Annotated in this window: 26 protein-coding genes; 10 read left to right on the top strand and 16 right to left on the bottom strand. The window is 74.6% G+C overall.

Going from position 1 to position 25,400, the window contains the following annotated elements; all coding sequences use genetic code 11:
• Nucleotides 1–96: 96 nt before the first annotated feature.
• The 5 genes from ACZ7LK_RS23190 to infC all read right to left on the bottom strand — a co-directional run bounded on the left by ACZ7LK_RS23190 (nucleotide 97) and on the right by infC (nucleotide 3,787).
• Nucleotides 97–1,290, bottom strand: coding sequence for a sensor histidine kinase (locus ACZ7LK_RS23190; protein WP_392275879.1), 1,194 nt, complete (start codon nucleotides 1,288–1,290; stop codon nucleotides 97–99).
• Nucleotides 1,291–1,344: 54 nt separating this feature from the next.
• Nucleotides 1,345–2,199, bottom strand: coding sequence for a TrmH family RNA methyltransferase (locus ACZ7LK_RS23185; RefSeq protein WP_392275878.1), 855 nt, complete (start codon nucleotides 2,197–2,199; stop codon nucleotides 1,345–1,347).
• Between the two features lie 101 nt (nucleotides 2,200–2,300).
• The gene (rplT, locus tag ACZ7LK_RS23180; RefSeq protein ID WP_064068121.1) at nucleotides 2,301–2,687 is read right to left on the bottom strand and encodes a 50S ribosomal protein L20; all 387 of its coding nucleotides are present in this window, start codon (nucleotides 2,685–2,687) and stop codon (nucleotides 2,301–2,303) included.
• A 102-nt stretch (nucleotides 2,688–2,789) separates the two neighbouring features.
• Nucleotides 2,790–2,984: a 50S ribosomal protein L35 gene (gene rpmI, locus ACZ7LK_RS23175; RefSeq protein WP_041128339.1), complete on the bottom strand. Its 195-nt coding sequence runs from the start codon at nucleotides 2,982–2,984 to the stop codon at nucleotides 2,790–2,792.
• Nucleotides 2,985–3,085: 101 nt separating this feature from the next.
• Nucleotides 3,086–3,787 (bottom strand): translation initiation factor IF-3, encoded by a 702-nt coding sequence (infC, locus tag ACZ7LK_RS23170; protein ID WP_392275877.1) that lies wholly within the window; start codon nucleotides 3,785–3,787, stop codon nucleotides 3,086–3,088.
• A 289-nt stretch (nucleotides 3,788–4,076) separates the two neighbouring features.
• Here infC and ACZ7LK_RS23165 point away from each other — a divergent pair, with 289 nt between their 5' ends.
• Entirely contained in the window at nucleotides 4,077–4,451 is a 375-nt protein-coding gene (locus ACZ7LK_RS23165) for a DUF1844 domain-containing protein (protein WP_392275876.1), read from the top strand.
• Nucleotides 4,452–4,487: 36 nt separating this feature from the next.
• On the opposite strand, the gene ACZ7LK_RS23160 is transcribed toward ACZ7LK_RS23165, so the two are convergent.
• The 3 genes from ACZ7LK_RS23160 to ACZ7LK_RS23150 are packed head-to-tail and all read right to left on the bottom strand — an operon-like array spanning nucleotide 4,488 to nucleotide 8,045.
• Nucleotides 4,488–5,222 carry an SseB family protein gene (locus tag ACZ7LK_RS23160; RefSeq protein ID WP_471143051.1) on the bottom strand — a complete coding sequence of 245 codons (735 nt, stop codon included), beginning with the start codon at nucleotides 5,220–5,222 and terminating at the stop codon, nucleotides 4,488–4,490.
• A gap of 22 nt (nucleotides 5,223–5,244) precedes the next feature.
• Entirely contained in the window at nucleotides 5,245–6,432 is a 1,188-nt protein-coding gene (gene mycP / locus ACZ7LK_RS23155) for a type VII secretion-associated serine protease mycosin (protein WP_471143048.1), read from the bottom strand.
• On the bottom strand, nucleotides 6,429–8,045 hold the full coding sequence (locus ACZ7LK_RS23150) for a hypothetical protein (protein ID WP_471143046.1): 1,617 nt from the start codon (nucleotides 8,043–8,045) through the stop codon (nucleotides 6,429–6,431). The genes mycP and ACZ7LK_RS23150 overlap by 4 nt, the downstream gene beginning before the upstream one ends.
• 170 nt (nucleotides 8,046–8,215) lie before the next feature.
• Here ACZ7LK_RS23150 and ACZ7LK_RS23145 point away from each other — a divergent pair, with 170 nt between their 5' ends.
• Nucleotides 8,216–9,418: an amino acid deaminase/aldolase gene (locus ACZ7LK_RS23145; RefSeq protein ID WP_392275871.1), complete on the top strand. Its 1,203-nt coding sequence runs from the start codon at nucleotides 8,216–8,218 to the stop codon at nucleotides 9,416–9,418.
• A gap of 25 nt (nucleotides 9,419–9,443) precedes the next feature.
• Here ACZ7LK_RS23145 and ACZ7LK_RS23140 read toward each other — a convergent pair whose 3' ends face one another.
• From ACZ7LK_RS23140 to ACZ7LK_RS23125, 4 genes are all read right to left on the bottom strand, one after another.
• Entirely contained in the window at nucleotides 9,444–10,340 is an 897-nt protein-coding gene (locus ACZ7LK_RS23140) for a DUF2510 domain-containing protein (RefSeq protein ID WP_471143042.1), read from the bottom strand.
• 200 nt (nucleotides 10,341–10,540) lie between these two features.
• The gene (locus tag ACZ7LK_RS23135; RefSeq protein ID WP_392275869.1) at nucleotides 10,541–11,323 is read right to left on the bottom strand and encodes a 3-oxoacyl-ACP reductase; all 783 of its coding nucleotides are present in this window, start codon (nucleotides 11,321–11,323) and stop codon (nucleotides 10,541–10,543) included.
• A 6-nt stretch (nucleotides 11,324–11,329) separates the two neighbouring features.
• Complete coding sequence (locus ACZ7LK_RS23130) at nucleotides 11,330–12,694, bottom strand: aldehyde dehydrogenase family protein (RefSeq protein WP_471143039.1); 1,365 nt, start codon at nucleotides 12,692–12,694, stop codon at nucleotides 11,330–11,332.
• A gap of 10 nt (nucleotides 12,695–12,704) precedes the next feature.
• Nucleotides 12,705–14,075 carry a glutamine synthetase family protein gene (locus ACZ7LK_RS23125; RefSeq protein ID WP_392275867.1) on the bottom strand — a complete coding sequence of 457 codons (1,371 nt, stop codon included), beginning with the start codon at nucleotides 14,073–14,075 and terminating at the stop codon, nucleotides 12,705–12,707.
• A 78-nt stretch (nucleotides 14,076–14,153) separates the two neighbouring features.
• Between ACZ7LK_RS23125 and ACZ7LK_RS23120 the strand changes: the two genes are divergently transcribed.
• From ACZ7LK_RS23120 to ACZ7LK_RS23110, 3 genes are all read left to right on the top strand, one after another.
• Nucleotides 14,154–14,900: a FadR/GntR family transcriptional regulator gene (locus ACZ7LK_RS23120; RefSeq protein WP_392275866.1), complete on the top strand. Its 747-nt coding sequence runs from the start codon at nucleotides 14,154–14,156 to the stop codon at nucleotides 14,898–14,900.
• A gap of 186 nt (nucleotides 14,901–15,086) precedes the next feature.
• Complete coding sequence (eat, locus tag ACZ7LK_RS23115) at nucleotides 15,087–16,571, top strand: ethanolamine permease (protein ID WP_471143036.1); 1,485 nt, start codon at nucleotides 15,087–15,089, stop codon at nucleotides 16,569–16,571.
• A 144-nt stretch (nucleotides 16,572–16,715) separates the two neighbouring features.
• Complete coding sequence (locus tag ACZ7LK_RS23110; RefSeq protein ID WP_469462227.1) at nucleotides 16,716–17,393, top strand: gamma-glutamyl-gamma-aminobutyrate hydrolase family protein; 678 nt, start codon at nucleotides 16,716–16,718, stop codon at nucleotides 17,391–17,393.
• A gap of 118 nt (nucleotides 17,394–17,511) precedes the next feature.
• Here ACZ7LK_RS23110 and ACZ7LK_RS23105 read toward each other — a convergent pair whose 3' ends face one another.
• Nucleotides 17,512–18,411 (bottom strand): LysR family transcriptional regulator, encoded by a 900-nt coding sequence (locus ACZ7LK_RS23105; RefSeq protein WP_392275863.1) that lies wholly within the window; start codon nucleotides 18,409–18,411, stop codon nucleotides 17,512–17,514.
• 70 nt (nucleotides 18,412–18,481) lie between these two features.
• Between ACZ7LK_RS23105 and ACZ7LK_RS23100 the strand changes: the two genes are divergently transcribed.
• On the top strand, nucleotides 18,482–19,603 hold the full coding sequence (locus tag ACZ7LK_RS23100; protein ID WP_469462225.1) for a TDT family transporter: 1,122 nt from the start codon (nucleotides 18,482–18,484) through the stop codon (nucleotides 19,601–19,603).
• Here ACZ7LK_RS23100 and ACZ7LK_RS23095 read toward each other — a convergent pair.
• Together ACZ7LK_RS23095 and ACZ7LK_RS23090 are read right to left on the bottom strand one after the other, a co-directional pair.
• Nucleotides 19,521–20,246, bottom strand: coding sequence for a helical backbone metal receptor (locus ACZ7LK_RS23095; RefSeq protein ID WP_392275861.1), 726 nt, complete (start codon nucleotides 20,244–20,246; stop codon nucleotides 19,521–19,523). The two genes, ACZ7LK_RS23100 and ACZ7LK_RS23095, sit on opposite strands and share 83 nt — an antisense overlap.
• Nucleotides 20,246–20,788, bottom strand: coding sequence for a helix-turn-helix domain-containing protein (locus ACZ7LK_RS23090; protein ID WP_392275860.1), 543 nt, complete (start codon nucleotides 20,786–20,788; stop codon nucleotides 20,246–20,248). The genes ACZ7LK_RS23095 and ACZ7LK_RS23090 overlap by 1 nt, the downstream gene beginning before the upstream one ends.
• Nucleotides 20,789–20,965: 177 nt before the next feature.
• On the opposite strand from ACZ7LK_RS23090, the gene ACZ7LK_RS23085 reads away from it, so the two are divergent.
• Nucleotides 20,966–21,871 carry a 5'-3' exonuclease gene (locus ACZ7LK_RS23085; protein WP_471143249.1) on the top strand — a complete coding sequence of 302 codons (906 nt, stop codon included), beginning with the start codon at nucleotides 20,966–20,968 and terminating at the stop codon, nucleotides 21,869–21,871.
• A 49-nt stretch (nucleotides 21,872–21,920) separates the two neighbouring features.
• Nucleotides 21,921–22,766 carry a siderophore-interacting protein gene (locus ACZ7LK_RS23080; protein ID WP_469462218.1) on the top strand — a complete coding sequence of 282 codons (846 nt, stop codon included), beginning with the start codon at nucleotides 21,921–21,923 and terminating at the stop codon, nucleotides 22,764–22,766.
• 351 nt (nucleotides 22,767–23,117) lie between these two features.
• On the opposite strand, the gene ACZ7LK_RS23075 is transcribed toward ACZ7LK_RS23080, so the two are convergent.
• Complete coding sequence (locus ACZ7LK_RS23075; protein ID WP_469462216.1) at nucleotides 23,118–23,828, bottom strand: MerR family transcriptional regulator; 711 nt, start codon at nucleotides 23,826–23,828, stop codon at nucleotides 23,118–23,120.
• A gap of 139 nt (nucleotides 23,829–23,967) precedes the next feature.
• Between ACZ7LK_RS23075 and ACZ7LK_RS23070 the strand changes: the two genes are divergently transcribed.
• Both ACZ7LK_RS23070 and ACZ7LK_RS23065 read left to right on the top strand, forming a co-directional pair.
• Nucleotides 23,968–24,951, top strand: a complete 984-nt coding sequence (locus ACZ7LK_RS23070; RefSeq protein ID WP_471143030.1) for a hypothetical protein — start codon at nucleotides 23,968–23,970, stop codon at nucleotides 24,949–24,951.
• The gene (locus ACZ7LK_RS23065) at nucleotides 24,948–25,400 is read left to right on the top strand and encodes an ABA4-like family protein (RefSeq protein WP_392275856.1); all 453 of its coding nucleotides are present in this window, start codon (nucleotides 24,948–24,950) and stop codon (nucleotides 25,398–25,400) included. The genes ACZ7LK_RS23070 and ACZ7LK_RS23065 overlap by 4 nt, the downstream gene beginning before the upstream one ends.

The following is a 25,400-nucleotide window of genomic DNA, read 5'->3' as shown; positions in this document are numbered from 1 at the left end:
CGACCGAGGACGCAAAGGTGCCAAAGGACGAGTCTAACGGGGTGTGGGCGGCGCGATGAGCCGCGGATCAGCCCGTGGACACTCGGCGGGCCCTGGCTAGGCCAGGTAGGCCGGGGCGCCCACGGGCAGCGTAAATCGGAACTGGGCGCCACCGGCGGGTCCGCGGCCGACGGTGATGGTCCCGCCGTGCGCCTCGACGATGCCCTTGACGATGTACAGGCCGAGGCCGGTCCCGCCGCGCTTGCTCCCCCGCCAGAAGCGGGTGAAGACACGGCCCATCGACTCCTCGGGGATGCCGGGGCCTTCGTCGCTCACGGTGACGGCCGTTCCCTTCTCGTCGTCCTGGGGGCCGGTGGGGGCCACCTCAATGGTGACGGTTCCCTCACCGTGGCGCACCGCATTTTCCAGCAGATTGCCGAGGATCTGGTCGATCTTGTCCGGGTCCGCCCACAGATCGGGCAGCGGGTGGCGTACGCGGACGAAGAACCGGTCCGGCGACTGGCCGCGGGCGGTGTGCGCCTGGACGTGGCGGCCGACGGCGGCCGCGATGTCGACCGGCTGGCGGCGCACCTCGAGACGCCCGGAGTCTATTCGGGAGATGTCGAGGAGTTCGGCGATCAGCCGGGTGACGCGGTTGGCGTCGGCGTCGACGGTCTCCAGCATCAGCCGCTTCTGGTCGTCGGTGAACCGCTCCCACTTGGCCAGCAGCGTGGCGGTGAACCCCTTGACGGAGGTGAGCGGGGAGCGCAGCTCGTGGGCGACGGTGGCGATCAGTTCGGCGTGGCTGCGCTCGGTGCGCCGCCGCGCCTCGGTGCCGCGGACGGTGACGACGACCTTCCGGACCGGCCCGAGGGGCTCCTCGCGCACGTAGCGGGCGGCGACGAGGACCTCCCGGTTGCCGGGCAGCAGGAGGTTGCGCTCGGGCTGGCCGACGCGGATGGCGAGTCCGCCGTACGGGTCGGTCAGCGTCCACCAGCGCCTGCCCTTGAGGTCCTCCAGCGGCAGCGCCTGGTCCAGGGGCCGGCCGAGTGCCTCGGCGCGGGGGACGGCGGTGAGGCGCACGGCGGCGGCGTTGAAGCACACCACCCGGCCGTCCGCGTCGGCGACGACGAGGCCGTCGGGCAGGTCGTCGGGGTCGATCCCAGGCGTGGCCGTCGCGGGCCCGGGCGTGGCGGGCGCGTCCGTCCCGGCCGTGTCCGTCCCGGTCGTGCCGGGAGCGGCGGAAGCGCCCGCGCCGGCGCCCGCTAAGGCGCCCTTCCGTGCCGCGGGCCTGCTGGTGCCGACCGTCATCCCCGTCTCCCACCCCTCCGTGTCACGCAGTGGGCCCCCGAGCCCGCCACCCTACTAGCTGGAGGTCACGGAGCGGCACCCTCCGGCAGCACGCTGCGCACGCGCGGAGCCGTAGAGACATACGGCCGCGGCGGTCGCCAGGTTCAGGCTCTCGGCCTTGCCGTGGATGGGGACGCGCACCACGGCGTCGGCGAGGGCGCGGGTCTCCTCGGGCAGGCCCCACGCCTCGTTGCCGAAGATCCAGGCGGTGGGCCCGCCCATGGTGCCGGCGTCGAGCTCGGCGTCCAGGTCGTCCCGGCCGGCCCCGTCGGCGGCGAGGATCCGCACCCCGGCGCCCCTCAGTCCGGCGACGGCCTGCTCGACGGGGACGCCGACGGCGACCGGGAGGTGGAAGACGGAGCCGACGGAGGCGCGCACCGCCTTGGGGTTGTAGAGGTCGACGGAGGCGTCGGTGAGGACGACGGCGTCGGCGCCGGCCGCGTCGGCGCACCGCAGCACGGTCCCGGCGTTGCCGGGGTCGCGTACGTGGGCGAGGACGGCGACCAGTTTGGGCCGGCCGGCGAGGATCTCCTCGAACGGCGAGTCCAGGAAGCGGCACACCCCGAGCAGCCCCTGCGGGGTGACGGTCTGGGAGACCTCGGCGAGCACGGCGTCGGAGGCGTGGTGGACGCGGGCGCCGGTGGCGCGGGCGGCCTCGACGATGCCGGCGTACCGCTCGGCGGCCTCGACGGTGGTGAACAGCTCCACGAGGGTCGGTTCGCCGCCGGTCCGGTGGGCGACGGCCTCGCGCACGGCCTGGGGGCCCTCCGCGATGAACCGGCGCTCCTTGCCCCTGAAGTTGCGCTTGGCGAGCCGCCGCGCCGCGATGACGCGCGGGGAACGGGGGGAGATCAGCTCGGGGGTGCCCATGGTGGTCGGCGGCTCTCTTCTCGTACGCGCGGGGGTTGAACAGACCGGACCCGCAGGCTCGGGGCCTGCGGGTCCGGAGGGAAGAACTGCGGCCTGGGAGATCAGGCAGCGGCCTTCGGGGCGTTGACGTCGCTCGGGAGCGCCTTCTGGGCGACCTCGACGAGCGCGGCGAACGCGTTGGCGTCGTTGACCGCGAGCTCGGCCAGGATCTTGCGGTCCACCTCGATGTTGGCGGCCTTCAGACCCTGGATGAGGCGGTTGTACGTCATGCCGTTGGCGCGGGCAGCGGCGTTGATGCGCTGGATCCACAGCTGACGGAAGTCGCCCTTGCGCTTCTTGCGGTCGTTGTAGTTGTAGACCAGCGAGTGGGTGACCTGCTCCTTGGCCTTGCGGTACAGGCGCGAACGCTGACCGCGGTAGCCGCTGGCCTGCTCGAGGATCGCCCGGCGCTTCTTGTGGGCGTTGACTGCCCGCTTGACGCGTGCCACTTGTTAACTCCTTGTAGCGGGGCCGTGGTTGGACTCACACGGCCCGGAAACGATATGGGTCCCGGTGTCGGGCTGCCCCCGGTGGCCGGGGGCGGAGGTCAGTCAGATGCCCAGCATCTTCTTGATCTTGGCGCTGTCACCCGGGGCCATCTCGGCGTTGCCGGTGAGGCGACGCGTCAGCTTGGACGACTTGTGCTCGAGCAGGTGGCGCTTGCCGGCGCGCTCGCGCAGGATCTTGCCGGAGCCGGTGACCTTGAAGCGCTTCTTGGCACCGGAGTGCGTCTTGTTCTTCGGCATAGCGCCGTTCTCTCCTCGTCAGTGGCGCTCCCAGCCGGTCCGGGGACCGGCAGGCGGGAGCGTCATGTGTGTCGGTTGAATCCTGGGCGGGCGCCCGGGAATCAGGCCTCGGCGGCCTCGTCGGCAACCTCGTCGGCGACCTCGTCCGCCTGGGCGGGCTGGCCCTGGCGTTCGGCCTTGCGAGCGGCCTGGGCCTCGCGGGCCTCGGCCATCGCCTCGGTCTTCTTCTTGTGCGGGCCGAGAACCATGATCATGTTCCGGCCGTCCTGCTTCGGGTTCGACTCGATGAAGCCGAGGTCCTGGACGTCCTCCGCGAGCCGCTGGAGCAGGCGGTAGCCGAGCTCCGGCCGGGACTGCTCGCGACCACGGAACATGATCGTGATCTTGACCTTGTCGCCCTGCTTGAGGAACCGGACGACGTGACCCTTCTTGGTGTCATAGTCGTGCGGGTCGATCTTCGGCCGGAGCTTCATCTCCTTGATGACCGTGTGCGCCTGGTTCTTGCGCGCCTCACGGGCCTTCATGGCCGACTCGTACTTGAACTTCCCGTAGTCCATGAGCTTGCAGACCGGCGGACGGGCGTTCGCCGCGACCTCGACGAGGTCGAGGTCGTACTCCTGCGCAAGCTCCAGGGCCTTGGCAAGCGGAACAATCCCGACCTGCTCGCCGCTGGGACCGACAAGTCGCACCTCGGGAACGCGAATCCGGTCGTTGATGCGGGGCTCGGCGCTGATGGATCCTCCTCGGTAGCACCACGCGACCGCCTGGCGGACGGACGCGTAACGTCTGTTTAGTGAGACCAACCGCGCCGGCGCATGAAAAATGCCCCGGACGGGACACAGGCGGGGCTCCTCGTCATACCGGAGCACCGCCACGGCGTACCGCGGGGCGCACATCGGGCGGCTCCATCGTCCGTACGGAACGATGGTCGCCACCTGACCGGTGACCCGCCGTCCCGGAGGACGGTCAGGTGGGAGATCGGAGCCTCCACTTGTGGGCCGGAGCACGAGTCGTGTCCAGCCGGTCGTCACACCAGGTTACCAGCTCCCGCCGGGTGCGGCTAACCGGGACGGGGCGCATATCGTGGGCCCCATGAGTGACGCAACGCCGAGCAACGCCTCCGCCGCCCAGACCCCCGATTTCGAGACGATGACCCGCGACATCGCGGAGGTCCCCGCGGTCGAGGTGATCGTGACGGTCGCCGTCAACCTGATGAGCGCCGCCGCCGTCAAGCTCGGGCTCACCGAGGAGGGCGACGAGCACAAGGACCTCGACGAGGCGCGCAAGCTGATCCACGCGCTGGCGGGTCTCCTGGACGCGGGCGTCACCGAGATCTCCTCCTTCCACGCGGCTCCGCTGCGGGACGGTCTGAAGTCGCTCCAGCTCGCCTTCCGCGAGGCGTCCTTCGTGCCCGACGAGCCGGGTCAGGGCCCGGGCGAGAAGTACACCGGGCCGGTCTACGGCTGATCCGCGCGGCCGTCCCTCTCAGGGGCGTACGCAGTCTCAGGGACGTACGTAGAAGGGCTCGCCCGGGGGCGTGGCGGTGGCCGGCAGGAGTGCCAGGTCGAGGCCGCGCACCAGGCGGGCCCTCAGTGTCTCGTCGGCGGCCAGGGCGCGGGCGACGCGACGGGCCGCCTCGGCGGGGGCCGCGTCCGGGGCCAGCACCAGGGCGAGGGTGCCGTCCGCGGTGCCGGGGCCGAGGTGGGCGCGGAGGACCGCGGGTTCGGCGGCGACCACGGTACGCACCGCCGCCGTGACGGCCGGGTCCGCGAGCGGGTCGGTGGAGGTGCGGCCCTCGGCGAGGGCGAGCAGCGCGCGGCCGGTCAGCTGGTACGGCACCGGCCCGGCGAGGTCCAGCACCAGGGTGTCGGCCTTCTCGTGGGCGGCCGCCTGGAGCGCCTGGTGCAGCGGTACGGCGACGGGGCGGGCGGCCGGGTCCCACAGGGCCAGGGACGTGAGGGAGGTGAACGCCGGCAGGGCGCGGCGGTCGCCGGCCGTGAGCGTGGGGACGGCCATGTCGCTGGTCTTCTCGCGGCGCAGCCCCGTCTCCGGGTCCTCCTCCACCTCGCCGAGGACGGCGACGACCGGGACGAGCAGCCGGGCGTCCTTGAGGGCGGCGAGGACGCGCGGCTCGGCGGCCCGGTCCTCGGCCCAGGCCGCGAGGGCCTCGGCGAGCCTCGGGTCGGCGGTGCCGTCGTCGTCGGAGAAACCGGGGTCAGGGATGTTCTTGAGCGCCACGCGACGAGCCTAACGGCGCGGGTCAGCGCCCGGCGGCGCGGCCCCCGCGCCACAGCACGAGCGCGGCGGCCAGCAGCAGCACGCCGATCCCGCCGGCGACCGGGGCGAGCAGGCCGGTGTCCTCGTCCCCGCCGGGCGCGGCCGCCGGGCCCGTACCGAAGTACCGCTTGCCGTAGCCGGCGGTGGCGGCCTTGAGGTCGGCCGGGCGCAGCGCGGCACCCGCCCGGATCGCGGCGGCCGGGTCGATCGTCCCGTAGCCCTTGTCGATGTCGTGGCCGCCGCCCCGGGGGCGGTCCCGGGCGGTGTCCGTGAGCAGCTTCTTGACCTGGGCGGGGGTGAGCCCGGGGTGGGCGGCCTTGACGAGGGCGGCGGCGCCCGAGACGAACGCGGAGGCGGCGCTGGTGCCCCAGCCCTCGTAGTACTTGCGGTCGGGGTCGGCGATGATGATGTCGACGCCGGGCGCGCTGACCGTCGCGTACCAGCGGCTGGTGGAGAACGCGGCGTGGGTGCCGTACCGGTCGACGGCGGTGACCGCGATGACGCCGGGATAGGCGGCGGGGTACGAGATGTGGTCGCCCTTGTCGCCGCCGTTGCCGGCCGAGGCGACGACGACGGCGCCCTTGGACAGGGCGTACTGGACGGCGGCGTCCTCGCCCGCGTCGGGGTGGGCGGACTCGCTGTCGTCGCCGAGCGACAGGTTGATGACGTCGGCGCCCTGGTCGACGGCCCAGCGGATGCCCTGGGCGAGGGCGGTGCCCCGGGTGTTGCGGGCCTTGGTGCGGGCCGGGTCGCCGCCTTCGAGGATGACGCGGACGGGCAGGATCTTCGCCTCGGGCGCGATGCCGAGGACACCGTCCTCGCCGCCGGGGCCGTGCCCGTGGCCCGCGATGATGCCGGCCATGGCGGTGCCGTGGCGGGCCCAGGGCCGGTCGCCGCGCCGGGCGCCGAAGCCGATGAGGTCCTTGCCGGGCAGGACGTTGCCGGCGAGGTCCGGGTGGGTGTCGTCCACGCCGGTGTCCAGGACCGCGACGGTGACGCCCTCGCCCTTGGTGGTGTCCCAGGCCCCGGCGGTGTGCAGCGCCTCCAGGCCCCACTGGCGCTCCCGGATGGTGTCGGCGTGCGCGGGCGCGGCGGGCAGCACGGCGAAGGCGGTGGCGGCGAGGGCGGCCGTGAGGGCCGCGCCGCGGCGGCGGTGGGTCGGGGACGTCATCGGAGCTCCTGTGCGGCTTCCGCGCCGGTGGTCGCCGTGGTGCGGAGGCGGCGCTCGATCCGGTCGGCGATGCCGTCGGCGTCGTGGCCGAGTCCCGCCTGCGCGGGGGTGCTGGTCTGGCCCTCGGCCATCGCCTCGGCGGCGGGCTGCGGGTCGGCGACCGTACGGCCGTCGGCGAAGCCGGACACCGCGTAGACGATGACGGGTACGTCGGTGAGCACGCTCACCCGCCAGCTCGCCCGCTGCGCGTCCCCGAAGCGGGCGGCGACGGTGCCGGGTGCGGAGAGGGTGCGCGGCAGCAGGTCGGTGCGCTCGTCGAGGCTCTCGGCCCGGAAGCGCTCACGCAGCGCGGCCATGCCGGGGCGGTCGGCGTCGGTGAAGACCATGCCGACGGTGGTGACGCTGGTGGAGGTGGCGTCGGTGTACGTGGCGCGCAGCACCCGGTCGCAGCCCACCGGCCGCAGGGTCCGCAGCAGCAGCGGGTCGAAGGCCCCGGCGCACGGCCCGTCCGGCGCGACGGCGACCCGCGTCCAGGTGCGGTCGGCGCGTCCGGGTCCGGCGCCCTCGCCGTCGAGGGTGCGCGGGAACAGGGTGTCGACGGGGACGCTGTGCCAGAGGCCGCGCGCCTCGCCGAAGCGGTCACCGGCGGAGGTCCGCGCGGCCGAGTCCCCCACGAGCCACGACCCGGCGGCCGCCCCGCCGGTGAGCCCGAGCCCCAGCACCAGGCAGGCGACGGCCGCCGCCGCGCGGGCGGGGTGCCTGCTGCGGACGGGCCGGAGGCGGGTGGTCGTCTCGACGGGCGTCTCTGGGGGCAGCCAGTAGGGCGGGGCGGTCGGGTGCGGGGCGGTCACGTGCGGGGCGGCGGGGTGCGGGGAGGCGGCCCCGGGCCGGGGCGTGAGGTCGACGGCGCCGACGGGCCGCCGCCGGGTGGGCGGCGGGGGCGTCGGCGTCGCGGGCGCCGCCGTCGTGGGCTTCGGCGTCGTGGGCGGTACGGCCCGGGGCGCCGCTCCGGGGGCCGGCGGGGCGGCAGGGGTGGTCGCCTGCTCGCGGACGGGGCGCAACCGGGCGGTCGTCTCGACGGCCCCGGCGGCGGGCGCGGAGGCGGGGACGCGCGGCGCCGTGGCGGGCCCGGGGGCGGCGGTGGTTCCGGGCGTCGGGGCGGGGGCGCGCGGCGCGGAGGCGGGGGCCGGGGCGGCTTCGCGCGCCGGCGCCGGCGCGGGCGTGCGCGGCGCGGAGGCGGGCGCGGGTGCCGGGGCGGGCGCGGTACCGGGGGCCGGAGCGGTGGCGGGCGCGGTGGTGGCGTGGCGGAGCCCGGAGGCGGGTGCCGGAGCGGTTCCGGGGGCGGGGGCGGTTCCGGGGGCGGGGGCCAGGGGGCGCGTAGGGGCGCCGCCGGGTCCCTGGGCCGGAACGGTGCCGGACGCGGTCGGCCGGGTCTGACCGGAACCCGTCGCGGGGCGGGCCGCCGGTGCGGTGGTGGGGCGGGGCGGCGTGACCGGAGCGGTGGCGGACGCGCTCGCCGGGGCGGAACCGGAACCCGGGGCCGACGGCGGTATCGACGGCGGGCGGGGAGTCCGCGTGGCGCCGGGCGAAGGGTGTCGTGCCTCGGTGCTCATCCGCCCCCCTCGGTGTCGTCCGGATCGCCTTGCGGGGCAGGCCCGTTCGTCAGCGCGTGGGTAACTCTACGGGCTGCGCCCGCTCGGACGGGAACGCGGCCGCCGGCCGGGCCGGATCTGACCGGAACGTCCCCCTACCCCCGGGTAGGCGGTTCTGGCAGGCTCTGGCCATGACTCCGCGTGCCGCTGACCGGGCCCGGTACGACCGGGCCACCGCCCATCTCGACGCGCCCCTCGCCGTCGTCGACCTGGAGGCGTTCGACGCCAACGCCGACGATCTCGTCCGCCGGGCCGGCGGCAAGCCGGTACGGGTGGCGAGCAAGTCCGTGCGGTGCCGGGCGCTGCTGGAGCGGGTGCTGGCCAGGGACGGGTTCGCGGGCGTCATGTCGTACACGCTCGCCGAGTCGCTGTGGCTGGCGCGGGCCGGGTTCGACGACGTGCTGCTGGCCTATCCGTCGGCCGACCGCGCCGGGTTCGCCGAGCTCTCGCGGGACGCCAAGCTCGCGGCCGCGGTGACCGTGATGGTGGACGACCCGGCGCAGCTGGACCTGGTCGACGGCGCGCGGGACGGGGGTGCCGAGGAGGTCCGGGTGTGCCTGGAGCTGGACACGTCGCTGCACCTGCTGGGCGGCAGGATCCGGATCGGGGCCCGCCGGTCGCCGCTGCGTACGCCGGCGCAGGTGGCGGAGCTGGCGCGGTCGGTGGCCCGGCGCCCGGGGTTCCGGCTCGTCGGGCTGATGGCGTACGAGGGTCATGTCGCCGGTGTGGGTGACGCCCTCGCCGGCCGGCCGGTGCGGTCGCGGGCGGTGCGGCTGATGCAGGCGGCCGCCCGGCGGGAACTGGCGGTGCGGCGGGCGGCCGTGGTGGCGGCGGTACGGGCGGTGGCGCCGGACCTGGAGTTCGTCAACGGGGGCGGGACGGGGAGCGTCCAGCACACGGCGGCCGAGGACGCGGTGACCGAGGTCGCGGCCGGGTCGGGGCTGTACGTACCGCGTCTGTTCGACGACTACACGTCGTTCCGCGGCCGTCCGGCGGCGCTGTTCGCGCAGCCCGTGGTGCGCCGGCCGGGCATGGGCGTGGTGACGGTGCTGGGGGGCGGGTACCCCGCGTCGGGTGCGGCGGGGGCGGACCGGCTGCCGGTCCCGTACCTCCCGGAGGGGCTGCGGTACGACCCGCGGGAGGGCGCGGGCGAGGTGCAGACCCCGCTGCTGGGCCCGGCCGCCGACGACCTGCTGATCGGCGACAAGGTGTGGTTCCGGCACGCGAAGGCGGGCGAGCTGTGCGAGCGGTTCGACGCGCTGCACCTGATCGAGGGCGACCGGGTCACGGCGACCGTGCCGACCTACCGGGGTGAGGGGCGGACGTTCCTCTGACGGGCCCGGCGGGCGCCCGGCGCGGTCACGGGCCGATGCTGCTGCCCACTCCCCCACCGGTCGAGCTGCCGACGGGCCGGATGCCGGCGGTGATCTCGTCCATCGCCGACAGTGGCGGGGCGCCCGGCCCGGCGGAGAACGCGAACCGCACGATCACGGGTGACTCGCTGCCGAGCGACGAGGGGAAGACCAGGGACTGGACGTAGCCGCCGGGGCCCTGGCCGGTGGTGACCTGCCAGCGGACCAGGTAGCCGGTGCGGCCGGCGACGACCGCGGCCCGTTCGGCCAGCACCTTGTGGGAGCGGATGCCGCCGTAGGGCCGGACGCCGAGGGCGTCCTCCTCGAAGGCACGGTCGGCGGCCCTGGCGATGTCCTCCTCGGCGATGGCCTTGGGGTCGCTGGTGCCGGTGGCCGTGGCGGTGCGGGAGGACACCGTGCCGCGCTTGCAGGTGCGGCTGCTCGCGGCGGGGCACGGGTCGTCGGCGACCGTCGAGACGGTCGGCACGTTGTCGGTGGTGAACTCCGCCTTCTCCCAGCCGTCGAGGACGGGCAGGGTGATGCCGTTGAGCTGGTCGACGACGAGTCCCGGGTCCTCCTGAGGGGAGGTGGCCGGGGCGGGGGGCGGCGACGCGGGCGCGGACGTGACCGGTGGTGGCGTGGGGCTGTTCGCGGCGTCGGCCGGCGGTCCGTCGCCGCCGCCGAGGAGGAGCGCCGCCGCGCCGGCCACCGCCGTCACCGTCACGCCGGCCAGCGCGACGGCGACGAGGCGGCCGGTCCGCCGCTCCGGGCGCGCGGGGGTCAGGGCGGTGGGGGCGCCGGTGCCGGCGGCGCGGGTGTGCCCGGTCCAGGCGGTGCCGTCCCACCAGTGCTCGACGGCGGGGTCGGCCGGGTCGGGGTACCAGCCGGGTGGCGTCATGCTCATGCGGTCACCTTAGGGGGCGCGCACGGCATCCGGTCGGTCCGGTACGGCGCTCCCGCCGGTCCGGCGCACAAGACCCGGCCGGCGTCGTCCGTCCGTCCCTCACGTGCACGCTCCTGCTCCGCGCCCGGCAGCCGGGCGTCGTGCGACGCCCGGCTGCCGGGTGGGTGGAGGTGGCCGCGGGGGCTGCCGCGAGGGGTGGGCTAGAGGGGCGTGACGTACGCCCCGGAGATGCCGCCGTCGACGAGGAAGTCGGTGGCGTTGACGAACGACGAGTCGTCGCTCGCGAGGAAGGCGACGGCGGCCGCGATCTCGTCGGCCTCGGCGAAGCGGCCGGCCGGGATGTGCACGAGGCGGCGGGCGGCGCGCTCGGGGTCCTTGGCGAACAGTTCCTGGAGGAGCGGGGTGTTCACCGGCCCGGGGCACAGGGCGTTGACGCGGATGCCCTCGCGGGCGAACTGCACGCCCAGCTCGCGGGACATGGCCAGGACGCCGCCCTTGGAGGCGGTGTACGAGATCTGGCTGGTGGCCGCGCCCATGATGGCGACGAAGGAGGCCGTGTTGATGATGGAGCCCCTGCCCTGGCGCTGCATGTAGGGGATGGCGGCCTTGCAGCACAGGTAGACGGAGGTGAGGTTGACCTCCTGGACCCGCTTCCACGCCTCCAGGCCGGTGGTGAGGATGGAGTCGTCGTCGGGCGGCGAGATGCCGGCGTTGTTGAAGGCGATGTCGACGCTGCCGTAGGTCTCGTACGCGGTCCTGAAGAGCGCCTCGACCTCGTCGGCGTCGGTGACGTCGACGCGTACGAAGGTGCCGCCGACCTCGTCGGCCGCCGCCTTGCCCGCCCGCTCGTCGATGTCGCCGCAGACGACGTGGGCGCCCTCGGCGGCGAGGCGGCGGGCCGCGGCGAGGCCGATGCCGCTGCCGGCGCCGGTGATGACGGCGGTACGGCCGGTGAGGCGGCGGCACACAGGGGTTTCGGTCATGGTGGGTCAGGCCTCCGTACTGATGAAGACGTTCTTGGTTTCGGTGAAGGCGGTGAGGGCGTCGGGGCCGAGTTCGCGGCCGAGGCCGGACTGCTTGTAACCGCCGAACGGGGTCCAGTAGCGGACGCTGGAGTGGGAGTTGACGGAGAGGTTCCCGGCCCGGACGGCGCCGGAGACACGCAGGGCGCGGCCGATGTCCCGGGTCCAGACGGAGCCGGACAGGCCGTACTCGGTGGCGTTGGCGAGCCGGATCGCGTCGGCCTCGTCGTCGAAGGGGAGGACGGCGGCGACGGGGCCGAAGACCTCCTCTACGGCGGCGGGCGCGTCGGGCGCGAGGCCGGTGAGGACGGTGGGCGGGAACCAGAAGCCGGGGCCTTCGGGGGCCTTGCCGCGGATGCCTTCCGCGTCGTCGGGGACGTACGACCGGACCCGGTCGAGCTGGGCGCGGGAGATGAGGGGGCCCATCTGCGTCCTCTCGTCGGACGGGTCGCCGACGACGATCTCCTCGATGGCGGGCGCCAGCAGCTCCAGGAAGCGGTCGTACACGGCGCGCTGGACCAGGATGCGGGTGCGGGCGCAGCAGTCCTGTCCGGAGTTGTCCAGGAAGGACATGGGGGTGGCGGCGGCCGCGGCCTCGATGTCGGCGTCGGCGAAGACGATGTTGGGGCTCTTGCCGCCGAGTTCCAGCGTCACGCGTTTCACCCGGGCGGCGCACTTGGCCATGATGGCCTTGCCGACCCGTGTCGAGCCGGTGAAGACGATCTTGGCGACGCCGGGGTGCTCGACGAGGGCGTCGCCGGTGACGGGCCCGGCGCCCGGCAGCACCTGGAACAGGTGCTCGGGGAGGCCGGCCTCCAGGGCGAGTTCGGCGAGGCGGAGCGCGGTGAGCGGGGTGGTCTCGGCGGGCTTGAGGACGACCGCGTTGCCGGCCGCGAGGGCGGGGGCGGTGCCCCAGGCGGCGATCGGCATGGGGAAGTTCCACGGCGCGATCACGCCGATGACGCCGAGGGGTTCGAGGAGGGTGATGTCGAGGCCGCCGGGGACGGGGATCTGCCGGCCGTTGAGGCGCTCGACACCGCCGGCCGCGTAGTCGAGGAGGTCACGGACGTTGCCGGCCTCCCAGCGGGCGTTGCCGAGGGTGTGGCCGGCCTCGCGGACCTCCAGGCGGGCAAGTTCCTCGACGTGCTCGTCGACGACGGCGGCGAAGCGGCGCAGCAGGCGGGCGCGGTCGGCGGGGGCCGCCGCCGCCCACCCCCGCTGGGCGGCGGCGGCACGGGTGACGGCCGCGTCGACGTCGGCCGGGGTGGCGGCCGGGACGGTCGCGACGACCTCTTCGGTGGCGGGGTCGAGTACGAGGTGTTCGGTGGTCACGACAGGGGCCTCACATGCGTTCGAAGGAGCGGCGCAGCTCCCAGTCGGTCACCGCGGCGTCGAAGGCTTCCAGCTCGACCCGCGCCATGTTGCGGTAGTGGGCGACGACCTCGTCCCCGAAGGCGGCCTTGGCGATGGGGCTGCTCTCCCACAGTTCGGCGGCCTCGCGCAGGGTGGTGGGGACGTGGTCGTAGTCGGCGGCGTACGCGTTGCCGTCGCACGGCTCGGGGAGCTCCAGCTCCTGTTCGATGCCGTACAGGCCGGCCGCGACCAGGCCGGCGACGGCGAGGTGCGGGTTGACGTCGCCGCCGGGGAGGCGGTTCTCGAAGCGCATCGAGCGGCCGTGGCCGACGACCCGGAGGGAACAGGTGCGGTTGTCGTACCCCCAGGCGACGGCCGTCGGCGCGAAGGAGCCGGGCTGGAAGCGCTTGTAGGAGTTGATGTTGGGGGCGTAGAGCAGGGAGAAGTCGCGCAGCGCGGCGAGCTGTCCGGCGAGGAAGTGCCGCATGACCCGTGACATCCCTCCCGGTCCGTCGCCCGCCATGACGCTGTGTCCGGCCTCGTCGATGGACTGGAGGGACAGGTGGATGTGGCAGGAGTTGCCCTCGCGCTCGTTGTACTTCGCCATGAAGGTGAGCGAGACGCCCTCCTGGGCGGCGATCTCCTTGGCGCCGGTCTTGTAGATGGCGTGCTGGTCGCAGGTGACCAGGGCCTCGTCGTACTTGAACGCGATCTCGTGCTGGCCCGGGTTGCACTCGCCCTTGGCGGACTCGACGGTCAGCCCGGCGGCGGCCATCTCGTTGCGGATGCGGCGCAGCAGGGGTTCGATGCGGCCGGTGCCGAGGACGGAGTAGTCGATGTTGTACTGGTTCGCCGGGGTGAGGTCGCGGTAGTCGGCGTTCCAGGCCTGCTCGTAGGTGTCCTTGAAGACGATGAACTCGAGCTCGGTGCCGACGTGGGCGGTGTAGCCGTGTTCGGCGAGCCGTTCGAGCTGGCGGCGCAGGATCTGGCGGGGCGCGGCGACGACCGGTGAGCCGTCGTTCCAGGCGAGGTCGGCGATGAGCATCGCGGTGCCGTCGTTCCAGGGGACCCGGCGCAGGGTGGTCAGGTCCGGGCGCATGGCGAAGTCGCCGTAGCCCTTGGCCCAGGAGGACATGTCGTAGCCCTCGACGGTGTTGAGCTCGACGTCGACGGCGAGGAGGTAGTTGCAGCCCTCGGTGCCGTGCTCCAGCACGTCGTCGAGGAAGAAGGGTGCGGCGAACCGCTTGCCCTGGAGCCGCCCTTGCATATCGGGGAAGGCCAGGACCACTGTGTCGATCTCACCGCTCGCGACGAGGGCACGCAGTTCCTCGACGTCGAGCGGGGGTTTGCGGTCTGCCACGGGATTGCTCCTCCTTCGGTCAGCCGGGAGCCATAAGGTATTGCGGAAGACCATTGCTTGGGAAGGGGAAACGGCGAGGTGGCGAAGAAGAGCCCGGGCGGCGAACCCGGGGACCGGTTGGCACCCGTGCTGCGGCCGGTGCGCGCGGGCAACGGCTTCGAGGAGGCGCTGGAGCAGATCCTCCAGGTCGTACGGCTGGGTCTGGTGCCCGGCGGCGAGCGGCTGCCCGCCGAGCGGGAGCTGGCCGACCGGATGGGGATCAGCCGGGTGACGCTGCGCGAGGTGCTCAAGGTGCTCCAGGAGCAGGGCCTGGTGGAGAGCCGGCGCGGCCGCTACGGCGGAACGTTCGTGCTGCACCGGGACCGGGCGCCCGGCGACTCCGGCGAGGCGGAGCTGCGGCGGCGCATCGCGTCGGTCGACGTCGAGGACACGCTGCGGTTCCGCGAGGTGCTGGAGGTCGGCGCGGCGGGGCTGTGCGCGGCGCACGGGCTGACCGAGGAGGGCGCCGAACGGCTGCGCACGGCGCTGCGGGCCACGCACGACGCCCCGCTGGAGGAGTACCGGCGCCAGGACACGCTGTTGCACCTGACGCTCGCCGAACTGTCCGGCTCGCCCACACTGACGGCCCAGTACGCGGCCGTGCGGGCGTCGGTCAACGACCTGCTGGACTGCATCCCCCTGCTCGTGCGCAACCTGGAGCACTCGCAGCACCAGCACACCGCACTGGTGGAGGCCGTCCTGGAGGGCGACGCGGACGCGGCGCGCGAGGTGATGCGGGAGCACTGCGCGGGTACGGCGGCGCTGCTGCGCGGGTTCCTGACGTGACGGGGCGCGGGCCGGGGCGGGCGGCCACGGGTGGCGGGCGGCGGCCGGGGGCGGGCGGCCACCGGGGGCGGACCGGGCCGTCGGCGTAACCCGAAAGTAACGCACGGGTCTTGCGCTCCCGCCCGCCCACCGCAAAGGTATGGGTCCATTCCATTGGGCCCCGACCGACACGGGAGCACGGCTGCCATGACGCTGGAAGAAACCAAGGACACACCCGGGCCGGCGGACTCCGGCTCCGGCTCCGACTCCGGATCCGGTTCCGAATCCGACGACTATCTGCGGCGCCGGGCGCTGCGGCAGGGCAGCGCCGGCTGGCTGCTGCTCACCGGGCTCGGAGTGGGGTACGTCGTCTCCGGCGACTTCTCCGGCTGGAACATCGGCCTCTCCGAGGGCGGCTTCGGCGGGCTGGCGACGGCGACCGTGCTGATGGGCGTGATGTACGCCTGTCTCGTCTACGCCCTCGCCGAACTGTCCGCCATCCTGCCGGCCGCCGGCGGCGGCTACGGCTTCGCCCGCCGGGCGCTCGGCACCTGGGGCGGGTTCCTCACCGGGACGGCCATCCTCATCGAGTACATCCTCGCCCCGGCCGCCATCTCGATCTTCATCGGCGACTACGTCGAATCCCTCGGCCTGTTCGGCCTGGAGTCCGGCTGGCCCGTCTACCTGGCCTGCTTCGTGATCTTCATCGGTATCCACCTGTGGGGCGTCGGCGAGGCGCTGCGCTTCAGCCTGGTCGTGACCGCCGTCGCGGTGGCCGCCCTGCTGATCTTCGCGGCCGGTGCCCTCACCGAGTTCCACGCGGACGGGCTGAACGACATCCCGGCCGACCCCACGGCGTTCGGGGCGAACTCCTGGCTGCCGTACGGGCTGCTCGGCATCTGGGCGGCCTTCCCGTTCGGGATGTGGTTCTTCCTGGGGGTCGAGGGCGTGCCGCTCGCCGCCGAGGAGGCCAAGGACCCGGTGCGCTCGATGCCCCGGGCGCTGTCGCTGTCGCTGCTGGTCCTGGTGCTGCTGGCGGTGCTGACGTTCTTCGCCTCGACGGGTGTCCGCGGCTCGGCCGCCATCCAGGACGCTGGCAACCCGCTGGTGGTGGCCCTCCAGGGGGACGGGGACCCGACGGCGCTGAGCCGGTTCGTCAACTACGCGGGGCTGGCGGGGCTGGTGGCCTCGTTCTTCTCACTCATCTACGCCGGTTCGCGGCAGCTCTTCGCCCTCTCCCGGGCCGGGTACCTGCCCCGGTTCCTGTCGCTGACCAGCCGCCGCAAGTCCCCGTACCTGGGGCTGCTGATCCCGGGCGCGATCGGGTTCGCGCTGGCGGCCGGGACCGGGAACGGGGCGCGGATGCTGAACATCGCGGTGTTCGGCGCCACCATCAGCTACGCACTGATGGCGCTGTCCCACATCGTGCTGCGGCGCCGCGAGCCGGAGCTGCCCCGCCCGTACCGTACGCCCGGCGGGATCGTCACCTCTTCGGTCGCCTTCGTGCTGGCGCTGTCGGCGCTGGTGGCGACGTTCCTGGTGGACAAGGACGCCGCGTTCATGGCGCTGGGGGTCTACGCGGTCGCCCTGGCGTACTTCGCCTTCTACAGTCGGCACCGTCTCGTCGCCAACGCGCCCGAGGAGGAGTTCGCGGCCCTGGCCGCGGCCGAGGCCGAACTCACCCGCGACTGAGCCCGTGTCCGGGACCGCGACGGGACCGGACCCGGGACCGGGGCTGGAACCGGGACCGGGGCCGGAACCGGGGCTGGAACCGGAACCAGGACCGGGACGGGAAGCGCTCCCGGCGCCCGGACCGAGACAGAGAGGAACCACACCGTGCCGAAGCCGCTCATCGGCGTCACGACCTACCTGGACCCCGCCCGGTGGGGCGTGTGGGAGCTGCCCGCCGCGCTCCTCCCGGAGGCGTACCCCCGTCTGGTCCGGGCCGCGGGCGGCATCGCCGTGATGCTCCCGCCGGACGCGCCGTCCGTCGCCGCCGATGTGGTCGCCCGCCTCGACGGGCTCGTCGTCGCGGGCGGCGCCGACGTCGACCCCGAGCGGTACGGGGCCGAGCGCGACCCGCGCACCGGCCCGCCGGCGGCGGCGCGGGACGCCTGGGAGCTCGCGCTCATCGGGGCGGCGCTGGCGGCGGACACGCCGCTCCTGGGCATCTGCCGCGGCATGCAACTGCTGAACGTGGCCCTCGGCGGCACGCTGGTCCAGCACCTGGACGGGCACACCGGCGGGGTCGGCGTGTTCGACGCCCACACGGTGAAGCCGGTTCCGGGGACGCGGTACGCCGCGCTCGTCGGCGAGGCGACGGCGGTCCCCACCTACCACCACCAGGCCGTGGACCGGCTGGGCGAGGGCCTGATCCCCTCGGCGCACGCCGAGGACGGCACCGTGGAGGCGGTCGAACTGCCGGGCGCCCCCTGGGTGCTGGGCGTCCAGTGGCACCCCGAGATGGGCGACGACCCGCGGGTCATGGAGGGCCTGGTCCGGGCCTCCTCGTGACCAGCCCGTCCGGGCGGCCCGGGCGGCGTTGCCAGGGGGTGCCCCGACGATCTGGCCGGATCGGCGCGAGGTGCGGTGGCGGACGCCGAGAGCCCGGCAAGATCGGCGCGACTGCCCCCTAGCCCCGCGCCAGGGACAGCAGGTCGCGGGCCGGGCCGGTGGGGAGGGGGCCCGTCGGCCAGACGGCGCGGAGGGCGCGGCGGAGGTGGACGCCCTCCACGGGGACCTCCACCAGGCGCCGCGAGGACAGCTCCTCGGTGACGGCCAGTTCGCTGAGCACCGCCGGTCCCGCCCCGCTGACCGCCGCGCCCTTCACGGCGGTCGTCGAGGCCAGCTCCATCAGGGGGTCGGCCAGCCCGCCGTACTCGGCGAGCGCGGCGTCCAGGACCTGGCGGGTGCCCGAGCCGTACTCGCGCAGCACCAGCGGGGTGGCCGCCAGTTCCGCGGGGGTCAGCGGGGCGCGGCGGCGGGCCCACCGGTGGGAGGGCGCCGTGACGACCACCAGGCGGTCGTGGGCGACCACCGCCGCGTCCAGGCCCTCCGGAACGGTGAGGCCCTCGACGTACCCCAGGTCCGCCTCCCCGGCGAGCAGCCCGGCGGCGACGTCGGTCGAGTTGCCGGCCCAGAGCGACACCGCCGTGTCGGGGCGCTCGGCCCGCAGCGCGATGAGCCAGCCGGGCAGCAGGTACTCGGCGATCGTCATGGACGCGGCGACCCGCAGCCGCGAGTCGCGCCGGTCGCGCAGCGCCTGGGCCCCGGCGTCGAACGCCTCCGCCGCCTCGACGATCCGCCGCGCCCAGTCGGTGACCAGGGTGCCCGCGTCGGTGAGCCGGGACCCGCGCGGGGAGCGGTCCACCAGGGCGACCCCCAGTTGGCGTTCCATGGAGCGGACGCGGCTGCTGGCGGCGGGCTGGGTGATCCCGACCTCGCGCGCGGCGCGGCCCAGGCTGCCGTGCCGGGCAACGGCCAGCAGCAGTTCCAGGGCCCCGAGGTCGGGAACGCGGTGCGCGAGAGTCATAACCCCAGTTTATGTGGCCATAGGACAGTGATCTCTGGTGAGGGGCATCCCCGGGACACAGGGTGGTGCCATGGCAACCCTCGCGCAGCACCGTGTCCCGATCACCCGCGTTCCCCGCGCCACGGCCGTCCGGCACCTCGGGCCCAACTGGTACGCGACGGTGATGGGCACCGCGATCGTCGCCAACGCGGGCGCCGCGCTTCCCGCCCCCGTGCCGGGGCTGCGTACCGCCTGCGCCGCCGTCTGGGCGCTGTCCCTGGTGCTGCTGCTCACCCTGCTCGCGGCGCGGGCGCTGCACTGGACGCACCACCGGGACCAGGCCCGGACGCACCTCCTGGATCCCGCCGTCGCCCCGTTCTACGGGTGCCTGGCCATGGCCCTGGTGGCGGTCGGGGGCGGGGCGCTCGTGGTCGGCGTGGACTGGATCGGGCCGGGTGCCGCGCTGGCCCTCGACGCGGTCCTGTTCACGGCCGGGACGGTGATCGGGCTGACGGTCGCGGTGGCGGTCCCGTACCTGATGGTGGTGCGCCATGACACCGGTCCGGCCTCACCGGTGTGGCTGCTGCCCGTCGTGGCGCCCATGGTGTCCGCGGCGCTCGGCCCCCTCCTGGTGCCGCACCTGCCGCCCGGCCAGTGGCAGCGGACCCTGCTGACCGCCTGTTACGGGATGTTCGGGCTGAGCCTGCTGGCGACCCTGGTGGTGCTGCCGCTGGTCTTCGGGCGGCTGGTGACCGGCGGCCCGCTGCCGCTGGCCATGACGCCGACGCTGTTCCTGGTCCTCGGGCCGCTGGGCCAGTCCGCGACGGCGGCGAACAACCTCGCCGGCGCGGTGCCGGCCGGCGTGCCGTACGCCGCCGGCCTGGCCGTGCTGTACGGCGTGCCCGTGATGGGCTTCGCGCTGATGTGGCTGGCGCTGGCCGGGGCGGTGGTGCTGCGGGCGCGTCGCCGGGGCATGCCGTTCGCGATGACCTGGTGGGCGTTCACGTTCCCGGTCGGTACGTGCGTGACGGGCGCGGAGGGGCTGGCGCGGCACACCGGGCTCGCCGTCCTGGGGTGGCTGGCGGTCGGCCTGTACGCGCTGCTGGTGGCGGCATGGCTGACGGCGGCCGTCAGGACGGCCCGTGGACTGGCCGCCGGAGAGCTGCTCGCAGCGACTCCGGTGCCGCGGCCAGCGACGGCCCGTACCACGTGAGGTGCCGTCCGTCGACGAGCGCGGCGGGGATGCCGTCGAACGCCTCGGGCCCGTCGTCGGCGGTGAACCGGTACGGCTCGTCCGGCAGGACGACCAGGTCGGGCCCGGCGGCGCGCAGCTCGTCGAGGGGCACGCGCGGGTAACGCTCGGGGTGGTCCGCGTACACGTTGACGACGCCGAGGCGGGCCAGCAGGTCGCCCGCGAAGGTGTCGCGGCCCAGCACCATCCAGGGGCGGCGCCAGACGGGCACGACGGCCGTGCGGCGCGGACCGGGCGTGACCGCCGCCCAGGCCTCCCGCGCCGCCTCCAGCCAGTGCGGCCGCTCCGGCACCCCGCAGGCGCGCAGCACCCGGTCCAGCTCCGGGAAGGCCTGGTCCAGGTCGCGGACCTCGGTGACCAGGACGTCGATCCCGGCGGCGCGCAGGGCGGCCAGGTCGGGGGCCCGGTTCTCCTCCTCGTTGGCGACGACGAGGTCGGGGCGGAGGGCGACGACCGCCGCGACGTCCGGGTTCTTGGTGCCGCCGATACGGGTGACGTCGAGTCCGGCGGGGTGGGTGCACCAGTTCGTGGCACCGACCAGCAGTCCCGGGGCCGTGACGGCGACGGCCTCGGTGAGGGAGGGCACCAGCGACACGACCCGCATCAGGCGGAGGTCTCGATGTGCTCGGCGACGGACACGACCAGGACCCGGGTGTGCGGGTCGCCGGCCCGCCAGCGGTGCCGGACGCCCCCGGAGAGGTAGAGGGTGTCGCCGCGCTCCAGCCGGTACGCCTGCCCCTCGGCCTCCACCTGGGCGGTGCCGTCGGCGACGTACAGCATGGCGTCGTTGCGCAGCACGAGTTCCCGCCCCGCGTCGTGCTCGCCGGTGAACTCCTCGGCGTGCATCTGGTGCTGGCCGCGCACCAGGGCCCGCGCGCCGGGGCGGCCGGGATCGTCCGCGGCGCGTACGACGTCGACGGTGCGTGCCGGGTCGGCGGCGTCGAGCAGCGCCACGGTGGTGGTCTCCAGGGCGTCGGCGATCTGCTGGAGGGAGCGCTCGCTGGGCCGGGCGCGCTCGTTCTCGATCTGGCTGAGGAAGGGCACGGACAGCCCGCTCCGCGCGGCGACCGCGGCGAGGGTGAGCGCCATGGCTCTTCGCCTCCTGCGGACGGCCACGCCCACCCGGAGCGTCTCCTTCTCGTCCATGTCTCGGCTCCCTCCCTCTGCGACCACCTTACGCAGCGGCGGTACCACCGAGTAGCGCAACGGGAGGGAAAGGCGCGAAGCGGCGGGCCCCGGGGGACGTGTGCTCCGCGCGGGCCCGTCGCGGACGCCCGGCTGTCAGTGGGGTGGGGCATGATCGGAGGCGTGACGCGACGCCTGATGCTCCTCGACTCCGCCTCCCTGTACTTCCGCGCCTACTTCGGGGTCCCCGACTCCGTCCGGGCGCCGGACGGCACGCCGGTCAACGCCGTGCGCGGACTGCTGGACTTCATCGCCCGGCTGGTCCAGGACCGGCGGCCGGACGACCTGGTCGCCTGCATGGACGCGGACTGGCGGCCGGCCTGGCGGGTGGAGCTGATCCCGTCGTACAAGGCGCACCGGGTGGCCGAGGAGACGGAGGTGGGGCCGGACGAGGAGGAGGTCCCGGACACGCTGTCGCCCCAGGTGCCGGTGATCGAGGCGGTGCTGGACGCCCTGGGGATCGCCCGGGTGGGTGTGGCGGGGTACGAGGCGGACGACGTCATCGGGACGCTGGCCGGGCGGGCGGCGGGGCCGGTGGACATCGTGACCGGCGACCGGGACCTGTACCAGCTTGTGGACGACGCCCGGGGCGTGCGGGTGCTGTACCCGCTCAAGGGCGTCGGCACGCTCCAGGTCACGGACGAGGCGTGGCTGCGCGGCAAGTACGGGGTGGACGGGCCGGGATACGCGGACCTGGCGCTGCTGCGCGGCGACCCGAGCGACGGGCTGCCGGGCGTGCCGGGCATCGGCGAGAAGACGGCGGCCAAGCTGCTGGACACGTACGGGGACCTGGCCGGGATCATGGCGGCGGTGGACGATCCGGCGTCGAAGCTGACGCCCGCGCAGCGGAGGCGGCTGGACGAGGCCCGGGACTACGTGGCGGTGGCCCCGAAGGTCGTACGGGTCGCCGGGGACGTGCCCCTGCCGGAGTTCGACCCCGCGCTGCCGTCCGGCCCGCGCGACCCCGCGGGCCTGGAACGGCTGGCGGAGCGGTGGGGGCTGGGCGGTTCGCTGGACCGGCTCCTCGTCACGCTTCGCGGATGAGGTGTTAACTTAGGTATACCTAAGCAACCACGTCCCCCGGGAGACCACTGTGGCGGAACAGCCGGCTCGCAAGGCACCCCAGGCGCGAGAGGCGCGCGTCGTGCACACCGAGCGGATCACGCCGCACATGGTGCGCATCGTGCTGGGCGGCGACGGGCTGGACGACTTCCCGGCGGACGAGTTCACGGACCATTACGTCAAGCTGCTCTTCCCGGCGCCCGGCGTGACGTACCCGGAGCCGTTCGACATGGCGCGGATCCGCGAGGAGTTCCCGCGTGAGCAGTGGCCCACCACTCGGACGTACACGGTCCGGGCGTGGGACCCGGCCCAGCGGGAGCTGACCGTGGACTTCGTCGTGCACGGCGACGAGGGCCTGGCCGGCCCGTGGGCGGCGCGCGCCCGGGTGGGCGAGACCGTGCGCTTCCTCGGGCCGGGCGGCGGGTACGCGCCGGACCCGGCGGCGGACTGGCACCTGCTGGTGGGCGACGAGAGCGCGCTGCCCGCCATCGCCGCCTCGCTGGAGCGGCTGCCGGAGGACGCGGTGGGCCACGCCCTCGTCGAGGTCGAGTCCCCCGACGACGAGCAGAAGATCGCGGTGCCGTCGGGCGTGGAGCTGCGCTGGCTCCACCGCGGCGCGGCCCCGGTCGGCGACGCGCTCCTCGCGGCGGTCCGGGCGCTGGACTTCCCGCCCGGCGACGTGCACGCCTTCGTCCACGGCGAGGCCGGCTTCGTCAAGGAGCTGCGCCGCCACCTCCGCCTGGAGCGCCAGGTGCCGCGCGAGCGCCTGTCCATCTCCGGCTACTGGCGCCTGGGCCAGACGGACGAGGCCTGGCGCGCGGTCAAGCGCGACTGGAACGCCCAGGTGGAGCGCGAACAGGAATCCCCCGCCGCCTGACCCCCCGGGCCCCGGCCCCTTACCGGATCAGGCTCCCGCGGGCGCTCGCCGCGTGACACCGACCGCGCCGGGCGCCCGGCACCGCCCCGGCAGCCTCACGCGAGCGCCCGCGGCCCCACGCGGCCGCCGCGGCCGCCGGCACCTCCCGAGGGCGCCCCGCGGTCCCACCCGACCGCCCGTCCGCCGGCACCGCGCGCGGGCGCCCCTCGGCCTCACACGACCGCCCGCCGGCACCGCGCCCAACCGCCCCGCCCGACACCGCGTCCGGCAGCCCGGCGCGGCCGCCCCGGCCCGTCGGCACCGGGCGCGGGCAACCTCGCGGCGGCCCGGGCGCGGTGCGACCCGGGCCGGTCACTCCCCCGCCCGCGCCCCCGGCGCCACCCCGTCACCGGCGTGGCCGGCGGCGTCGGCCACGCCGAGGACCCGGTCCCCGTCCCCGTCCCCGTACGCGCGGGCCGAGGCGTCCACATGGGCCAGGCGGCGCAAGGACGAGAGGACCGCGTCGCCCAGCACCGTGCCGATGACCGCGCATTCGACGACCTCCTCGCGCTTGACGTTGCGGGCCACCCACGCCAGGTCGGCGGCGGCCACCTTCTCGGCGGCGTCCGCGTAGGCGTCCAGCAGCTCCACGAACGACCCGTGCCCCAGGCGCCGGAGCGCGGCGATGGCCCCCGCGAGCGACTCGGCGTGGGGGCCATCGGTGTACACGTGCCAGCCCCGGCGCGTGATGAACTCCGCCGCCGTGGCGCGCGCCGCCTCCATGTCCTCGTCGGCCTCGCCCGCGTGCCGGGGCGTGAGGCGGTCGGCGGCCTCACCGAGCATCTCGTGCACCGGCCGGCCGTCGTCGTCGACCGCGTCGAGCACCTCCCGGATGGCGGCCACCGACAGGCCGCCCACGTCCAGCAGAGCCCGGATCAGCCGCAGTCTGCGCTCGTGGAGCGTGTCGTAGCTGGCCTGGTTCGGGCTGGTCAGCCGGCCCGCCGGGAGGAGTCCCTCCCGTACGTAGTACTTGATCGTCGGCACCGAGACCCCGGTCCTGCGGCTCAACTCACCGATACGCACGCGGCGTTCACCCTCTTCGTTTCCGGCTCACCCTTGCCAACGCAACCTCCATCATAGATAGTCTCACTATCAGATAGCAGACAGTGCCGCTATCCATACATGTCCCGGCCGTGGCCGTCACACAGGGGGATCCAGAAGCATGTCCGTCTTCCGTCGACTCGCCGGTCTCCACCGGCCGCTGACGCTCTTCTCCGGCGCGATGATGGTGCTCGCCGTCGTCTCCGCGGCCGGTCTCGCCGTCGACGACCGCGTCCTGGTGGGCGCGCCGATCTGGGCGAAGCCGCTCAAGTTCACCCTCTCCCTCACCGCCTACTGCTTGTCCCTGGCCTGGATGCTGTCGCTGCTCCCCCGCTTCCGGCGGGCCGGCTGGTGGGCGGGGACCGTCGTCGCGGCGGCGGGCGCCGTGGAGATGGCCGTGATCACCGGCCAGGTGATCCGGGGCAGGCGCAGCCACTTCAACGTCGGGACCGCTTTCGACGCCGGCCTGTACGAGATCATGGCGGTGACCATCGTGATCCTGTGGACCGCCACGCTCACCCTCGCCGTGCTCCTCTTCCGCACCCGGCTCGTGGATCGGGCCTCCACCTGGGCCATCCGTCTGGGCACGGCGCTCGCCCTGGCCGGCACGGGGCTCGGCTTCCTGATGACGCAGCCGACGCCCGAGCAGAAGCCGGACTCCACGACCGTCGGCGCGCACAGCGTCGGAGTCCCGGACGGCGGCCCCGGCATGCCGCTCACCGGCTGGTCGACCACCGGCGGCGACCTGCGGATCCCGCACTTCGTGGGCATGCACGCCCTGCAACTGCTCCCGCTGCTGGTCCTCGTCCTCGTCACCCTGGCCCCGCGCTTCCGCCGGCTCCACGACGAACGGGTCCGCACCCGCCTGGTACTGGTCGCGTCGGCGGCGTACGCGGCGGTGCTGGCCCTGCTCACCTGGCAGGCGCTGCGCGGTCAGCCGCTGGTCCACCCCGACGGTGCGACGCTCATCGCGGCGGCCCTGATCCTCGCCCTCACCGCGGCGGCGACCTGGGTGGCGCTGCGCCGCTCCACGCCCGCCCCGGCCGCCGGCACCACCCGGTCACCCGCTCCCGCCCCCTCGGCACACCCGGAGCACGCGGCATGACCGTCCTCCTCTTCGAGCTGTCCTTCTTCCTGGCCGCCCCGGTCTGGCTGCTGATGATCCTGGCGCCCAACTGGTCCCGGACGGCCCGGATCGCCGCCTCGCCCTGGACCGTCGTCCCGATCCTGCTGGTCTACCTCGGCCTCGCCGTACCGGTGTTCCCCGAACTGTGGACCGCCGTCCGCGAGCCGGACCTGGAGACGTTCCGCGCCCTGACCGCACTCTCCGGCGGCGCGGGCGCGATCTGGGCGCAGGTCATCGCGTGGGACCTGCTGATCGGCCAGTGGATGTTCCTCCAGGCCCGGCGCCTCGGTCTGCATCCGCTGGTGACCGGACCGCTGCTGGTCCTGACGATCCTGCTCTCCCCTGTCGGGCTGCTGCTCTTCCTGGCCGTCCGGGCGGCGGCCCGCCGGAGCGCGCCGCCCCGCCCCGGCGGGCCGGCCGTACGCTGA

It is taken from the genome of Streptomyces sp. NPDC039423, assembly GCF_055598725.1.
Note: the sequence above shows the minus strand (reverse complement) of the source record. Positions and strands in the feature narration are given on the sequence as shown.

What these genes read in the sequence shown, in the direction of transcription:
- ACZ7LK_RS23190 (WP_392275879.1), bottom strand. Translation starts at nt 1,290, where the DNA reads ATGACGGTCGGCACCAGCAGGCCCGCGGCACGGAAGGGCGCCTTAGCG.
- ACZ7LK_RS23185 (WP_392275878.1), bottom strand. Translation starts at nt 2,199, where the DNA reads ATGGGCACCCCCGAGCTGATCTCCCCCCGTTCCCCGCGCGTCATCGCG.
- rpmI (WP_041128339.1), bottom strand. Translation starts at nt 2,984, where the DNA reads ATGCCGAAGAACAAGACGCACTCCGGTGCCAAGAAGCGCTTCAAGGTC.
- ACZ7LK_RS23165 (WP_392275876.1), top strand. Translation starts at nt 4,077, where the DNA reads ATGAGTGACGCAACGCCGAGCAACGCCTCCGCCGCCCAGACCCCCGAT.
- mycP (WP_471143048.1), bottom strand. Translation starts at nt 6,432, where the DNA reads ATGACGTCCCCGACCCACCGCCGCCGCGGCGCGGCCCTCACGGCCGCC.
- ACZ7LK_RS23150 (WP_471143046.1), bottom strand. Translation starts at nt 8,045, where the DNA reads ATGAGCACCGAGGCACGACACCCTTCGCCCGGCGCCACGCGGACTCCC.
- ACZ7LK_RS23145 (WP_392275871.1), top strand. Translation starts at nt 8,216, where the DNA reads ATGACTCCGCGTGCCGCTGACCGGGCCCGGTACGACCGGGCCACCGCC.
- ACZ7LK_RS23140 (WP_471143042.1), bottom strand. Translation starts at nt 10,340, where the DNA reads ATGAGCATGACGCCACCCGGCTGGTACCCCGACCCGGCCGACCCCGCC.
- ACZ7LK_RS23135 (WP_392275869.1), bottom strand. Translation starts at nt 11,323, where the DNA reads ATGACCGAAACCCCTGTGTGCCGCCGCCTCACCGGCCGTACCGCCGTC.
- eat (WP_471143036.1), top strand. Translation starts at nt 15,087, where the DNA reads ATGACGCTGGAAGAAACCAAGGACACACCCGGGCCGGCGGACTCCGGC.
- ACZ7LK_RS23105 (WP_392275863.1), bottom strand. Translation starts at nt 18,411, where the DNA reads ATGACTCTCGCGCACCGCGTTCCCGACCTCGGGGCCCTGGAACTGCTG.
- ACZ7LK_RS23100 (WP_469462225.1), top strand. Translation starts at nt 18,482, where the DNA reads ATGGCAACCCTCGCGCAGCACCGTGTCCCGATCACCCGCGTTCCCCGC.
- ACZ7LK_RS23095 (WP_392275861.1), bottom strand. Translation starts at nt 20,246, where the DNA reads ATGCGGGTCGTGTCGCTGGTGCCCTCCCTCACCGAGGCCGTCGCCGTC.
- ACZ7LK_RS23090 (WP_392275860.1), bottom strand. Translation starts at nt 20,788, where the DNA reads ATGGACGAGAAGGAGACGCTCCGGGTGGGCGTGGCCGTCCGCAGGAGG.
- ACZ7LK_RS23085 (WP_471143249.1), top strand. Translation starts at nt 20,966, where the DNA reads ATGCTCCTCGACTCCGCCTCCCTGTACTTCCGCGCCTACTTCGGGGTC.
- ACZ7LK_RS23070 (WP_471143030.1), top strand. Translation starts at nt 23,968, where the DNA reads ATGTCCGTCTTCCGTCGACTCGCCGGTCTCCACCGGCCGCTGACGCTC.
- ACZ7LK_RS23065 (WP_392275856.1), top strand. Translation starts at nt 24,948, where the DNA reads ATGACCGTCCTCCTCTTCGAGCTGTCCTTCTTCCTGGCCGCCCCGGTC.